The sequence below is a fragment of the Phycicoccus endophyticus genome (assembly GCF_011326735.1).
In the GTDB taxonomy this organism is placed as follows: Bacteria; Actinomycetota; Actinomycetes; order Actinomycetales; family Dermatophilaceae; genus Phycicoccus; species Phycicoccus endophyticus.
Genome location: NZ_JAANCN010000018.1, coordinates 57,442 through 71,303, shown reverse-complemented (window position 1 = coordinate 71,303; position 13,862 = coordinate 57,442). Strand labels below are relative to the sequence as shown.

Sequence of the window (13,862 nt, the reverse complement as noted above, 5' to 3'; positions counted from 1 at the left end):
TCGCCCGCCGCCGCCGCGCGCGGGAGGTGGCTCGCCGCCGGGCTGCGGCGGCCCCGGGCGCGCGTTCGCGCCAGCGTCCGTCCGCGCGTGGGTCCGCGCCGGTCGGGGTGAGCGAAAGCGCGCCGGAGCGGGTGACATCCGCGGTGCCCGAGCGGGCGGCGTCCGCGGTGCCCGAGCAGGCCGTCTCGCCGGAGGATGTGTCGGTCGCGACCGCCGAGAGCGCGCCGGTGGCCGAGAGCGCGCTGCTGGCCGAGGAGCCGGAGCCGGTGCGCGAGGAGCCGGAGCCGGTCGTCGAGTACGTCCATCTCGTCGACGAGGACGACATCCCGCTCACCTGGGAGCCCGTGCCGGTTCCGCGTCCCACGTACACGATGAAGGAACGCGCCGACCGGCCCGAGGTGGCGCCCGCGGCCGTCACCCCGACCCCGGCACCGGTCGAGACGGCGCTCCCGGTGCACGGGGACGTCGAGGAGCGGCGCGCCGCCGGAGCCTGAGCCGCCCGCTCGGCCTCGGCCGGTTCCGGCGCCCGTCCGCCGGCTCAGTCGTCCTCGTGCCGCGCGTAGGTCTGCGCGGCGTCGCTCTCGGCACGGTCGGCCGCGTCGGGGCCGAGCACCTCGCCGGCGATCGGGTCCTCGTCGGGGTCGACGCCGGGTGCCGGTGGGGCGGGGGAGTCGAGCAGGTGGTGCCCGACGGCGTTGAGGACGGCCACCGTCGGGACCGCGATGAGCCCGCCGATGATGCCGGCGAGGACGATGCCGGCGGCGATCGCGAGGATGACGGCCAGCGGGTGCAGCCGCATGGCGCGCCCGATGAGCAGGGGCTGGAGCAGGTGGCTCTCCAGCTGCTGGACGCCGACGACGATGCCGAGCATGACCAGTGCCTGCACCGGCCCGAGGGCGACGAGGGCGAGGAGCACGGCGACCGCGCCGGAGAGCGCGGCGCCGACGATCGGGATGAACGCACCGAAGAAGACGAGCAGGGCGATGCCCGAGGCGAACGGCACGCCGAGGACCGCGGCACCGAGCCCGATGCCGGTCGCGTCGGCGGCGGCGACGAGGATCGTCGCGCGGGTGAACGCCGCCAGCTGACCCCACGCGATGAGTCCCGAGGAGTGGACGTGCTCGCGGGTGGCCCGGGGGAAGAGGCGCACGACCCAGCCCCAGATCCCGCGCCCGTCGTAGAGGAAGAAGAACAGGGTGAACAGGGCGAGGAAGAACCCGGTGAGCAGGTGCCCGATCGTCAGCCCGGCCGAGGTGGCGGTGTCGGTGATGTTGCCCGAGCTGACGGCCTCGCGCGCCCGGTCGAGGTAGTCCGCGAGCTGGGTGTCGGTGATCCCGAAGGCGTCCTGGGCCCACTGCCGGATCTGGTCGATGCCGTCGGTCACCTTGCTCGTGATGTCGCCGAGCTGGCTGGTCAGCTGCGAGCCGACGAACGAGAGCAGGCCGGCGACCACGGCCATCGTGCCGAGGACGGTCAGGAACGAGGCGAGGGCGCGGGGGAGGACCTTGGCCAGGAGGTCGTACACGGGGTGGAGCAGGGCACTGAGCAGGAGGGCGACGACGATCGGGATGACGACCTCGGACAGGATGCTCACGAGGTAGAGGACAGCCACGACGGCGGCACCGACGAGGATGCCCCGCCAGGCCCACTCGCTGGCGGTGCGGACACCGGGCGGGACGGACCACTCCGCCGTGGCGGGGGCTCCTGCCGGCGTCATCGGCTGGACGCCCGTGGCCGGCAGGCTCCGCGGGAGGTCGCTCGGCCCGCTGGGTGAGGGGCGGGAGCCCGGACGTCGCAGTCGCATGCGCCGACTCTAGGTGCTGGTGCCGACGCCCCGCCCCTCGAGCGCGTCCGCGAGGACCTCCTGACCTGCGCGGACTCGGGTGTCGAGGGTGCCTCGGGTGGTCCTCGACCGACGGATTCGGGGCGCTGCCGCGCCCGGTGTTATCGTGTCTCCCGCACTCGGGGCTGTGGCGCAGTTGGTAGCGCGTCTCGTTCGCAATGAGAAGGTCAGGGGTTCGAATCCCCTCAGCTCCACCCGATGTGAACCCCGTCCGACCAGCGCAGCTGCCCTGGCCCGGGCGGGGTTCTCTCGTGCGCGAGCCCGACGTCGTCTCGCTCCGTGCACCTCCGGCGCATCCCGCGGGAGGTCGACCGGCCCAGCGGCCCGCTCGCGGCCCCCCGTCCGGCTTCCTCACCCGTCCTGGCGGAACCTTCGCCGACCTGCCCCTTACAAGCGGCAGGTCGCTGAAGGTTCCGGCATCCGGAGGGAAAGTTCAGGCGGGGCGGGCGCGGGAGGTCCAGGGGGAGGACGCAGAGGACTTCTTCATCGACGCGACGGATGGCCGCCCGGTGGAGTTCACGTGCGAACGGATGACTAGGACGCGGCCGCGACCCGCGGCCTCCTCGTTCGCATCGTCCAGAAGGGCACTGCTCATGCCGACACCTCGCACCACCCTGGCGGCCGCGGCCGTCGCCGCGATCCCGCTCACGCTGACCGCCGCCGCCGGTTGGGCCACGCCCGGCCACGGTCCCTCGTCGCACCGGCTGCCGCTGGTCGAGCGGGCCGCCGACGGGCCCGTCGACGTCTTCCAGGGCGCCACCCGCCTCGACGGCGACCAGACGAGCACGATCGCTCGTTCGCTCGCGGCCGGCAAGGTCAAGAACGTCATCCTCCTCATCGGTGACGGCATGGGCGACTCGGAGATCACGGTCGCCCGCAACTACCTCGAGGGCGCCGGCGGGGCGTTCGCCGGCATCGACGCGCTCCCGCTCACCGGACAGATGACCCACTACAGCGTGGACCGGGAGACGGGCAAGCCCGACTACACGCCCGACTCCGCGGCGACCGGCACGGCCTGGGCCACCGGAGTGAAGTCCTACGACGGCGCGATCGGGGTCGACCGGCACGGCCGGGCACACGACTCCCTGCTCGACCTGGCCAAGGCCACCGGCCGGGCGACCGGCGACGTCTCCACGGCGGAGATCCAGGACGCCACCCCGGCGGTGCAGGTCGCGAGCATCTCCGCGCGCGGATGCAAGGGACCGGTCGCGACGGCGGCCTCCTGCCCGGAGGCCGACCCGGCCAACGGGGGAGCGGGGTCGATCTCCGAGCAGCTCCTGGGCACCCGCCCCGACGTCTCCCTCGGTGGTGGCTCGTCGTACTTCGAGGAGACGGTGACCGGCGGTCGGTACGCCGGGCGGACGGTGCTCCAGCAGGCGCAGGCGCGCGGGTTCCGCGTCGTCACCGACGAGAGGGGGCTGCAGTCCGTCCGCGCCGCCGACCAGTCGCGCCCCCTCCTCGGGCTCTTCGCCCCGGGCAACATGCCGGTCGAGCTCGCGGCGCAGCCGACGACCGTCGGCACCGTGGGCGCCGCCGTCACCTGCCCGACCAACCCCGAGTTCGACTCGGTCCCCTCGCTGCGGACGATGACGAGCAGGGCGATCTCGCTGCTCTCCTCGAGCCGGGCAGGCAGCCGCAACGGGTTCTTCCTCCAGGTCGAGAGCGCCTCGATCGACAAGCGGGACCACGCCGCGGACGCGTGCGGCCAGATCGGTGAGACCAAGCAGATGGACGAGGCCGTCCAGGAGGCCCTGCAGTTCGCCTCGCGGCGCACCGACACCCTCGTGGTCCTCACCGCCGACCACGCCCACACCAGCCAGATCGTCGACGCCGCCACCCCGGGGCAGAACATCAAGCTCCGGACGGCCGACGGGGCCGACATGATCGTCTCCTACAACACCGCCGCCCCCGGCAGCAGCCAGCAGCACACCGGCACCCAGCTGCGGGTCGCCGGGTACGGCCCGGGCGCCGGCAACGTCGTCGGGCTGATCGACCAGACCGACCTGTTCACCATCATGCGGGACGGCATGTACGCCTCCTCGGGCCGACCGGGGAAGGGCCACCACTGACGGGCACCGCTGCCCCACGGGCGGCCCCGGCGTCGTGACGCCGGGGCCGCCCCGTGTGCGTCCTGCCGTCGACGCCCGCGGTGCTCAGGGGACGGCGGTGAGCACCGGGGCGACCTGCGCGGTGGTCACCGCCTCCTCACCCAGGCGGAGGAAGGCGCCGAGGGCGACCAGCTCCTGCGGGGTCCTCGGGGCGAGGTCGGTGAGCAGCGGCGAGCGCACGAGGAAGGCGGAGTGCTGCCCTCGGGAGATCGCGACGTTGAGCCGGTGCCGGTCGAGGAGGAAGCCGATCCCTCGGGAGACGTCCGTCGGGGAGGAGGCGGCCATCGACACGATGGCCACCGGAGCCTCCTGGCCCTGGAACCGGTCGACCGTGCCCACGGCGACCTCGTCGTGGCCGGCGGCGTCGAGGACCGCACGGATCGTCCCCACCTGGTGGTTGTACGGGGTGATGACGACGATGTCGCGCGACGTGAGCGGCCGCGCCGCCCGCAGTGGGTCCTCGCTGCCCGGTGGCCCGGGGTCGCTCCAGGCGCGGCCGACGAGGTCCTCGACGAGGTCGCGGACGGCGATCGCCTCCTCCACCGACCACGTCGAGCTGTCGCGGTGGTCGACGAGCCGCACGTGCAGGCCGGGCTCGACGCCCTCGAGCCGGCGCCGGGCGGTCACCGTCTCCTGCGAACGCAGCCGCCCGTCGTAGGCGAGCGCGGAGACGGGGGCGGTGAGCGCGGGATGCATCCGCCAGGTGGTCGCGAGGAAGTACCCCAGCTGCGGGGGCAGCACGGCCTCGTCGCCGGCCAGCCAGGCCAGGGCCGAGCGGTCGACCGGCTCGGCGTGGGTGCCGGTGGTGACCTGCGGGAGCTGCTGTGGGTCACCGAGCAGCAGGAGCCGCCGGGTGGCGAGCGAGACGGCGAGGGTCTTGGCGAGCGAGAGCTGGCCGGCCTCGTCGACGACGAGCAGGTCGAGCTGCCCGCGCCCGACCCGGGCCTCGGTCGTCATGTCCCAGGCGCTGCCGCCGATCACGTAGCCCCGCCCGGCGCCGCGGTGCCCGGCGGCGAACGCGGCGAGGTCGTCCGCCCGTCGCAGCGCCGTCCAGGCCGGGTCCACGGTGTGCTTGGGGGCCTTGGCGACCTGCGCCGGGTCGACCCCCGCCCGCACGACGGCGTCGAGGACGTTCTCGACCGCTGCGTGCCCCTGCGCGCACACCCCGACGGCCCAGCCCTGCGCGACGAGCCGCGCGACCACCCGTGCCCCGACGTAGGTCTTCCCGGTGCCGGGTGGGCCCTGGACCGCGACGTAGGAGTCGTCCATGCCCTGCAGGGCCGCGGTGATGGCGTCGGTGTCGCCGTCGGGCCCGGGAGCGACACGAGGCAGTGGGGCGCCGCCGCGCAGCCGCGGGGGCCGGCGCAGCAGCAGGTCGGTGCCGGCCCCGACCGGGAGGGCGCCGGTGGCGCGCACCGCCTGCGCGACCTCGGCGATCGCGCGGTCGAGCGGCGCCGAGCTGACCGTGTCGTTCGGGACGAGGGCGACCGGCCCGACCTCGTGCCCCAGCGGACCGGGCTGGAGCTCGTCGACGACCAGGGTCTGCTCGAGGCGTCCGTTGGGCGCGACCCGCTCCTTGGCCTCGAGCACCTCGACCCCCGCCGGGCTCTTGGCGTGGGCGTGCAGCGGCTCGGCGTCGACCCCGTCCGGGCCGGGCACGGCGTAGACCGCCGAGACCCGGGTCCCGGCGGCCACGGCGACCCCGCGCATCGGCTCACCGTGCAGCGCCAGGGTGCGCCGGTCCTTGCGGGCCCGGGGCGGACGGTGCCAGCCCTGGACCACCTCGACCCGCTCGACGAGGAAGACCCCCTCGGCGGGGCGCCAGTCCGCGGTCGGCAGCCGGAGCCGCTCGAAGTGCTCCTGCCAGCGCGGCTTGTCCTCGCGGGCGTGGTAGAGCACGGCCGAGCCGACGAGGGCCACGGCCTGCTGCTCCGGCGTGCGCTCGGCGGGAGGGACGTCCTCGACGAGGGCCCGCAGCGCCGCCTCGAGCTCGAGGGCGCGGCGCCTGGTCTCGCTGACCTCGACCTCGGCCACCGGCTCGGCCTGCGGGCCCGCGGGTGCCTCGCCCGCCGTCTCCCGGCGGCGCTCGAGCAGCCACTCCCGCAGCAGGTGGGTCGAGACGCAGTCGTCCTCGTTGTAGTCGGCGATCTCGGCGAGCAGCGCGTCGGCCTCGTCCGTGCGGCCCTCGACGCGCGCCTGGAGGTACTGGTGGTAGGCGACGATGCTCTCCGCACCGCCCTGCACGGGGCCCTCGCGGGCGTCCATGTAGAGCGGCTCGAGCTTCTTGATGGAGTAGGAGCGCTGCGAGACCCGGATGCCGGCGCGCACGACCGCGTAGAGGTCGACGAAGACGCCCTCACGCAACAGCTGGTCGACGTCGTCCTCGCACACACCGTGCCGGGCGGCCAGGCGCAGCAGCGCGGCGGGCTCGTACGGCGCGTAGTGGTAGACGTGCAGGTCGGGCCAGCGGCGGCGCCGCTCGCTCAGGTACGCGACGAACTCGACGAGGGCCCGGCGCTCCTCGGACCGCTCGTGCGCCCAGAACGCGCGGAAGCGGGGAGTGCCGGAGTCGACCTCGACGAGACCGAAGAGGTACTCCAGCCCCCACGTGCTCGAGCCCCGCTCGCGCCACAGCGGGTCGCCCTCGAAGTCGAAGAAGACGTCCCCCGGGCTGGGTGGGGGCATCCGGCGCAGCGCGTCGGGGTCGACGACCTCGTACCGGACCCTGCCGGTGGGGTCGCTCTCCTGCTCGAGCTGGAGGCGGGCCTGCTCCCGCAGCCGCTCCAGCGTGGTGGCCCGCACGTCGGGCACGGGGTCGGTGCGCGCCGCGAGGTCCTCGACGGTGCGTACCCCGGCCTCGAGGAGGCGCCGACGGGTCGGCCGCCGCACGCCCGCGACGAGCAGCAGGTCGCGGTGGGCGGTGACCTCGGCCTCGCACACCGGGCAGGCACCGCAGGCCAGCCACCGATCGTCGCCCCACGCCGCGGGCGCCGGGTCGGCGAGGTGGTCGGCGACCAGCGCCTCCAGCCGGGCGCGCCGCGCACGGTAGACCGGCATCACCTCGGCCAGGGGCAGGTCGCTCACCTCGCCGCCGCCGAGGACCAGCCGCCCGTACGGGGCCAGGGGGACCCCGGCCTCGGCCAGCAGGGCCGCGTAGGCACCCACCTGCAGCAGGGCCGGCACCGTCTCGTGACGGGCGAGCTTGGTGTCGCTGACGACCCAGCCCGCGGGGGTGCGCTCGAGGAAGTCGGCCCGCCCGACGAACGTGCCGTCGAAGAGCGTCGCCTGGGCGAGGACGTCGACGTCACCGGTGAGCGCGGCGAGGGTCTCGGCCATCGCCGCGGCGAGCGCCGCCGGCTCCGCGGACGGCACCGCCATCGTCCGGACCCGCCCGGGGTGGGCCTGGGAGAGCCGCCGCAGCTCGGCCTGCTCGTGCTCGTCCCCGAGGGCGGCGACCCGTTCCTGCATCGGGTCGTGCTCGGCCGCGGCCGGGGCCCGGCGGCCGAGGAGCACGTCGAGCCCGGCCACGAGCGCGAACTCGCACGAGGACGCCGTGCGCAGGTCGCTGGCGCTGACGACCGCGCGCCCGTCCGGGAGGAGCCTCATGTCTGCAACGTACGCCGGGGCCCCGACACCCCCGCGGGAGCGGTGTCCCTCAGATCCAGCTCGGGAACCACATCCGCCAGTGCCAGTGCTCGTAGGGGATCGTCTGCGCGACGTAGATCGGGTGGAAGAACGCGAAGAGGGCCAGGGTGAGCAGCAGGTACCCGCCGACGACGAGGACGCGCACCCGCCACCGTCGTGGGTCGGGGTCCCGCCGGCCCACCCACAGGCCGACGAGGAAGGTCACCGCGAGCACGACCCACGGCTCGAAGGCGACCGCGTAGAAGGTGAAGATCGTGCGGCCCTGGAAGAAGAACCACGGCAGGTAGCCGCCGATCATCCCGGCCGCGACGGCCCCCGCCCGCCAGTCGCGGCGCACGAGCCACCACCACAGGACGACGACGAGCGCGAGGATGCCGAGCCACCACACCGAGACCGTCCCCACGGGGTTGATCGCCTGCGAGCACTGCGCGACACCGCAGCCGTCGACGCCCTGGGTGGGGCTCTCGTAGTAGAAGGACGTCGGCCGGGTCTGCACCATCCACGACCACGGGTTGGACTGGTAGGGGTGCGGGTCGGAGAGGGAGGTGTTGAACGCCATCGCGTCCTGGTGGTACTTCACCCAGTTGCGCAGCACCGGGGGCAGCCACTGGATGCCCTGCCCCGGGTTGTACCGGTCCCAGTGCCGGTGGTAGCCGGTGTCGGTGACGAACCAGCCGGTCCACGAGACGGTGTAGACGACCGCCGCGGTGAGGACCGTCTGGACCACCGCGAACGGCGCGTCCGCGACGAGCGCGCCGCGGGCCCAGTGCCGCACGCCGGCCGCCCGGCGAGCCCCCATGTCCCACCACACGGTCATCAGGCCGAAGGCCGCGAGGAAGAACAGCCCCGAGATCTTCGTCCCGGTGCACAGCCCGAGCGAGACCCCCGCCGCCCAGCGCCACGGCCGCCACCCGAGCCACGGGCCGCCACCCTCGGGCCACACCCCGCGCGGCAGGGCACCGACCTTCTCGGCGAGCAGCTCCCGGGTACGGTCGCGGTCCACGAGCAGCGCCGCGAACGCGGTGAGCGCGAAGAACATGACGATGACGTCGAGGATCCCGGTCCGAGACATCACGAAGTGCAGGCCCTCGAACGCCAGGAGGAACGAGGCGACGCAGCCGAGCGCCGTCGACCCGAACAGCCGCCGCGCGACCCGTCCGACGACGAGGATCGACACCGTCCCGAGCAGGGCCACCGAGAAGCGCCAGCCCCAGCCGGACTGGTCGCCGACGAGCCACTCGCCGGCACCGATGACCCACTTGCCGACCGGGGGGTGGACGACGAAGTCGCCGTCGGTCGAGGAGAAGACGTCGGGGTGGCCGTCGACGAACGCCGTGTCCGGCTCGTTGAGCGAGGAGAGCACCCGCATCTCGACGCCGTAGTGGACCAGTGACCAGCCCTGTTTGACGTAGTACGTCTCGTCGAAGACGAGGGCCCGCGGGCGGTCGAGGGACCAGAACCGCAGGACGCCGCCGACGAGGGCGACCAGGCCCGGGCCGAGCCAGCCCCACAGCGTGTCGGTGGGCCGGAACCCGAGCAGGCGCTCGCGCAGCTCCTCGGTCCGGGTCACCGGGACATGGTAGGTGGGCCGGCTGCGCGCCCCGCGGCCCGCCGGGAGGGCCGCCGCGCCGTGCGAGGATCGCGCCATGAGCGCCGGCCTCCTCGTCCTCGCGGCCACCCCCATCGGCGACCCGCGCGACGCCGCGCCGCGCCTGCGCGAGGAGCTCGCCGGGGCGGACGTCCTCGCCGCCGAGGACACCCGGCGGCTGCGGCGGCTCTGCGCGGAGCTCGGGGTGACCCCGAGGGGGCGCGTGGTGTCCTTCCACGAGCACAACGAGTCCGCCCGTGCCGAGGACCTTGTCGGCGACCTGCGCGCCGGCGCCCGGGTGCTCGTCGTCACCGACGCCGGGATGCCGTCGGTCTCCGACCCCGGGTACCGCCTCGTCGCCGCCGCGGTCGCGGCCGGCATCCGGGTCACCGCGGTCCCCGGCCCGTCCGCGGTGCTCACGGCCCTCGCCGTCTCCGGGCTGCCCGTCGACCGCTTCTGTTTCGAGGGGTTCCTTCCCCGCAAGGAGGGCGAGCGTGAGCGGGCGCTCGCGGCGCTCGCGAGCGAGCCCCGCACGATGGTGTTCTTCGAGGCCCCGCACCGTCTGGCCCGGGCGCTCGAGGCGATGGCCGCGGCGTTCGGGGCCGAGCGCCCGGCGGCTGTCTGCCGCGAGCTGACCAAGACCTACGAGGAGGTACGGCGCGGCGGCCTGGCCGAGCTCGCCGGGTGGGCCACCGAGCACGCGCGGGGTGAGGTTACCCTCGTCGTCGCCGGCGCCAGCGGGCCCGCCACCCGCGTCGAGGACGTCCTGCCCGAGGTGGTCGGGCGGGTCGCCGCGGGGGAGCGGCTCAAGGACGTCTGTGCCGAGGTGGCCTCGGCGACCGGGCTGTCGAAGAAGGTCCTCTACGACGCGGCGGTGGCGGCGCGGCGCGGCTGAGACCCGCCGCCGGGGCCCGCCGCCCCCGCCGGGGTGGTCGCGCCGAGCGAGCGGGGGAAATGTCACACCGCCGCACCCCTCGACACCACTCGATCCCGTCGGAGGCGGGGGCTAGGGTCTTGGGTCGTGGCCACAACGACTTCCTCGCGACCCGCGGTGGCCCGGCGCACCACGGTCGGCCTGAAGCTGCTCATGGCGGTGACCGGGCTGCTGTTCGTCGGGTACCTGCTGCTCCACATGTACGGCAACCTCCGAGCGCTCGCGGGGGAGGAGGCGTTCAACGGCTACGCCGAGCACCTGCGGACCTTCGGCGAGCCCATGCTCCCCTACGGCGGGCTGCTCTGGGTCGTCCGCATCGTCCTCGTCCTCAGCCTCGTCGGGCACGCGTACTCCGCGTTCGCGCTCTGGTCCCGCGCGGGGAGCGCCCGGCGGACCAAGTACGCCGCGGTGAAGACGGCGATGCGCACCGCGTGGATGCGGTGGGGTGGGGTCTTCCTCCTGCTCTTCCTCGTCTGGCACCTGCTGCAGTTCACCGTCGTGAAGTTCTCGGTCAACCCCGACGAGCAGGGCGCGGCGGTCACGCAGAACCCCTACGAGCTCGTCGTGGCGAGCTTCCAGGTCCCGTGGAACACGCTCATCTACGTGCTCGCCATGGTGGCCCTCGCCTTCCACCTCTCGCACGGTGCGTTCAGCGCCCAGCAGACCCTTGGCTGGACGATGACGGCGTCGGCCTACCGGCGCGCGAAGATCATCGGCCACAGCCTGGCCGCCGTCATCGTCGGCGGCTTCCTCATCCCCCCGCTCGCCATCCTCTTCGGCCTGATCCCCTGAGGCGGTCACAGATGACAGACACCACCGTCAACGCCGGCATCGCCCACGGCCTCTACGCCGAGGGCGAGCCGGTCGCCGACACCAAGGCACCCGCGGGGCCGATCTCGCAGAAGTGGACCCAGCGCCAGTTCGACGCGGCCCTGGTCAACCCGGCCAACCGCCGCAAGCTCGACGTCATCATCGTCGGCACCGGGCTGGCCGGCGGGTCCGCGGCCGCAACCCTCGGCGAGGCCGGCTACAACGTCAAGGTCTTCTGCTTCCAGGACTCCCCACGCCGGGCGCACTCCATCGCCGCGCAGGGCGGGATCAACGCGGCGAAGAACTACAAGGAGGACGGCGACTCCGTCTACCGGCTCTTCTACGACACGGTCAAGGGCGGCGACTACCGCTCCCGGGAGACCAACGTCTACCGCCTCGCCGAGGTGAGCGCGAACATCATCGACCAGTGCGTCGCCCAGGGTGTGCCCTTCGCCCGCGAGTACGGCGGCCTGCTCGACAACCGGTCCTTCGGCGGGGTGCAGGTCTCGCGCACCTTCTACGCCCGCGGCCAGACCGGCCAGCAGCTGCTCATCGGCGCCTACCAGGCCCTCGAGCGGCAGGTGGCGGCGGGCACGGTCACCCAGTACACCCGCCACGAGATGCTCGAGCTCGTCGTCGCCGACGGCCGGGCGCGCGGCATCGTCGTGCGCGACCTGGTCACCGGCGAGATCGAGACCCACCTGGCCGACGCCGTCGTCCTCGGCTCCGGTGGCTACGGCAACGTCTTCTTCCTCTCGACCAACGCCATGGGCAGCAACGTCACGGCCACCTGGCGGGCGCACCGCAAGGGCGCCTACATGGCCAACCCCTGCTACACGCAGATCCACCCGACGTGCATCCCGGTCTCCGGTGAGCACCAGAGCAAGCTGACCCTGATGTCGGAGTCGCTGCGCAACGACGGGCGCATCTGGGTGCCCAAGAGCCGCGAGGACTGCGACAAGGACCCGCGCCAGATCCCCGAGGAGGACCGCGACTACTACCTCGAGCGGATCTACCCCTCGTTCGGCAACCTCGTCCCGCGCGACATCGCCTCCCGCCAGGCCAAGAACGTCTGCGACGAGGGGCGGGGCGTCGGGCCCATGGTCGGCGACTTCCGCCGGGGCGTCTACCTCGACTTCGCCGACGCCATCGGGCGCCTCGGCAAGGCCGCGGTGGAGGCCAAGTACGGCAACCTCTTCGACATGTACCAGCGGATCACCGGGGAGAACCCCTACGAGGTGCCGATGCGCATCTACCCGGCGGTCCACTACGTCATGGGCGGGCTGTGGGTCGACTACGACCTGCAGTCGACGATCCCCGGTCTGTTCGTCATCGGGGAGGCCAACTTCTCCGACCACGGGGCGAACCGGCTCGGTGCCTCGGCTCTGATGCAGGGCCTGGCCGACGGGTACTTCGTCCTGCCGAACACCATCCGCGACTACCTCGCCAAGGGCCCCTTCGAGCCGCTCGCGCCGGACTCGCCGGCCGTGGCCGAGGCGCAGCGCTCGGTCGAGGAGCGCACGGCCCGGCTGCTCGAGATCAACGGCGAGCGCAGCGTCGACTCCTTCCACAAGGAGCTCGGGGCCGTCATGTGGGAGTACTGCGGCATGGAGCGCACCGAGGAGGGGCTGCTCAAGGCGATCGACCTCATCCGCGGGCTGCGCGAGGAGTTCTGGCGCAACGTGCGCGTCCTCGGCGCCGCCGACACCCTCAACCAGAGCCTCGAGAAGGCCGGCCGGGTCGCCGACTTCCTCGAGCTCGGCGAGCTGATGTGCATCGACGCGCTGCACCGCCGCGAGTCGTGCGGCGGCCACTTCCGGGCCGAGAGCCAGACCGAGGACGGTGAGGCGATGCGTCACGACGACCAGTTCCTCTACGTCGCGGCCTGGGAGTTCGGCGGTGGCGAGGGGCTCGGCGACACCGGGCAGCCGGTGCTGCACAAGGAGGACCTCGCCTACGAGGCCATCGAGCTGAAGCAGCGGAGCTACAAGTGAGCATGCCCCGAGCATCCGCGCCCGTCCCGCCCACGCAGCCCGTGGGAACCGACTCCGACACCTCGCGAGGACCCCGCCCATGAACCTCACCCTCAAGATCTGGCGCCAGGCCGGGCCGCGACACCAGGGCGAGCTCGTGACCTACAAGGTCGAGGACATCAGCGAGGACATGAGCTTCCTCGAGATGCTCGACGTCCTCAACGAGCAGCTCAACGCGCGCGGCGAGGAGCCCATCGCGTTCGACTCCGACTGCCGCGAGGGCATCTGCGGCATGTGCGGGCTGATGATCTCCGGCGAGGCGCACGGCCCCGAGCGCACGACGACCTGCCAGCTGCACATGCGCAGCTTCCACGACGGCGAGGTCATCACCATCGAGCCGTGGCGGGCCAACGCCTTCCCGGTCATCAAGGACCTCGTCGTCGACCGCGGTGCCTTCGACCGGATCATCCAGGCCGGCGGGTACGTCTCGGTCAACACCGGCGCCGCGCCGGACGCGCACGCCACACCGGTGCCCAAGCCGCACGCCGACCGGGCCTTCGTCGCCGCCGAGTGCATCGGCTGCGGGGCGTGCGTGGCGGCCTGCCCGAACGCCTCGGCGATGCTCTTCACGGGGGCGAAGGTCACTCATCTCTCCGAGCTGCCCCAGGGCCAGCCCGAGCGGATGGCCCGGGTCGTGTCCATGGTCGAGCAGCACGACGCCGAGGGCTTCGGCGGCTGCACGAACGTCGGCGCCTGCTCGGCGGCCTGCCCCAAGGGCATCCCGCAGGACGTCATCTCGACGCTCAACAAGGATCTGCGCGCGGCCCTGCGCGCCTGACCCGAACGCGGCCGCACGCCCCGACCCGGCGGCCGCCAGCCCTAGCCCCAGCGTGCCCGATTCGACCAATAGGTCACCTCAGGTACGTCTGGCGCCGCGCCGCCGTGTCTGGATCGACCAATA

9 protein-coding genes and 1 tRNA gene are annotated in these 13,862 nt (G+C 73.5%); 7 read left to right on the top strand and 3 right to left on the bottom strand.

Annotated elements, in window-relative coordinates; translation table 11 throughout:
- Positions 1-107 precede the first annotated feature (107 nt).
- Entirely contained in the window at positions 108-494 is a 387-nt protein-coding gene (locus tag G8D98_RS14760) for a hypothetical protein (RefSeq protein WP_166105050.1), read from the top strand.
- A gap of 44 nt (positions 495-538) precedes the next feature.
- Here G8D98_RS14760 and G8D98_RS14755 read toward each other — a convergent pair whose 3' ends face one another.
- A complete protein-coding gene (locus tag G8D98_RS14755; RefSeq protein ID WP_166105047.1) occupies positions 539-1,804 on the bottom strand; it encodes an AI-2E family transporter in 1,266 nt (421 codons plus the stop codon).
- A gap of 160 nt (positions 1,805-1,964) precedes the next feature.
- On the opposite strand from G8D98_RS14755, the gene G8D98_RS14750 reads away from it, so the two are divergent.
- Together G8D98_RS14750 and phoA are read left to right on the top strand one after the other, a co-directional pair.
- Positions 1,965-2,037 (top strand) — tRNA-Ala (locus G8D98_RS14750).
- Positions 2,038-2,436: 399 nt separating this feature from the next.
- Entirely contained in the window at positions 2,437-3,912 is a 1,476-nt protein-coding gene (gene phoA, locus G8D98_RS14745; protein WP_166105044.1) for an alkaline phosphatase, read from the top strand.
- An 84-nt stretch (positions 3,913-3,996) separates the two neighbouring features.
- Here the strand turns inward: phoA and G8D98_RS14740 are convergent, their stop codons facing one another.
- Positions 3,997-7,557, bottom strand: a complete 3,561-nt coding sequence (locus G8D98_RS14740; RefSeq protein WP_166105041.1) for a TM0106 family RecB-like putative nuclease — start codon at positions 7,555-7,557, stop codon at positions 3,997-3,999.
- A gap of 49 nt (positions 7,558-7,606) precedes the next feature.
- Positions 7,607-9,166, bottom strand: coding sequence for a dolichyl-phosphate-mannose--protein mannosyltransferase (locus tag G8D98_RS14735; RefSeq protein ID WP_166105039.1), 1,560 nt, complete (start codon positions 9,164-9,166; stop codon positions 7,607-7,609).
- Between the two features lie 76 nt (positions 9,167-9,242).
- On the opposite strand from G8D98_RS14735, the gene rsmI reads away from it, so the two are divergent.
- The 4 genes from rsmI to G8D98_RS14715 all read left to right on the top strand — a co-directional run bounded on the left by rsmI (position 9,243) and on the right by G8D98_RS14715 (position 13,739).
- Positions 9,243-10,079 carry a 16S rRNA (cytidine(1402)-2'-O)-methyltransferase gene (gene rsmI / locus G8D98_RS14730; RefSeq protein WP_166105022.1) on the top strand — a complete coding sequence of 279 codons (837 nt, stop codon included), beginning with the start codon at positions 9,243-9,245 and terminating at the stop codon, positions 10,077-10,079.
- Positions 10,080-10,205: 126 nt separating this feature from the next.
- On the top strand, positions 10,206-10,910 hold the full coding sequence (locus G8D98_RS14725; protein WP_166105019.1) for a succinate dehydrogenase cytochrome b subunit: 705 nt from the start codon (positions 10,206-10,208) through the stop codon (positions 10,908-10,910).
- 11 nt (positions 10,911-10,921) lie between these two features.
- Positions 10,922-12,922: a fumarate reductase/succinate dehydrogenase flavoprotein subunit gene (locus G8D98_RS14720; protein WP_166105016.1), complete on the top strand. Its 2,001-nt coding sequence runs from the start codon at positions 10,922-10,924 to the stop codon at positions 12,920-12,922.
- 79 nt (positions 12,923-13,001) lie between these two features.
- Positions 13,002-13,739: a succinate dehydrogenase/fumarate reductase iron-sulfur subunit gene (locus tag G8D98_RS14715; protein ID WP_166105014.1), complete on the top strand. Its 738-nt coding sequence runs from the start codon at positions 13,002-13,004 to the stop codon at positions 13,737-13,739.
- Positions 13,740-13,862: the final 123 nt, after the last annotated feature.

Bases quoted from the DNA above. Each gene is read 5' to 3' on its own strand.
- G8D98_RS14755 (WP_166105047.1), bottom strand. From the start codon at position 1,804: ATGCGACTGCGACGTCCGGGCTCCCGCCCCTCACCCAGCGGGCCGAGC.
- phoA (WP_166105044.1), top strand. From the start codon at position 2,437: ATGCCGACACCTCGCACCACCCTGGCGGCCGCGGCCGTCGCCGCGATC.
- G8D98_RS14740 (WP_166105041.1), bottom strand. From the start codon at position 7,557: ATGAGGCTCCTCCCGGACGGGCGCGCGGTCGTCAGCGCCAGCGACCTG.
- rsmI (WP_166105022.1), top strand. From the start codon at position 9,243: ATGAGCGCCGGCCTCCTCGTCCTCGCGGCCACCCCCATCGGCGACCCG.
- G8D98_RS14720 (WP_166105016.1), top strand. From the start codon at position 10,922: ATGACAGACACCACCGTCAACGCCGGCATCGCCCACGGCCTCTACGCC.
- G8D98_RS14715 (WP_166105014.1), top strand. From the start codon at position 13,002: ATGAACCTCACCCTCAAGATCTGGCGCCAGGCCGGGCCGCGACACCAG.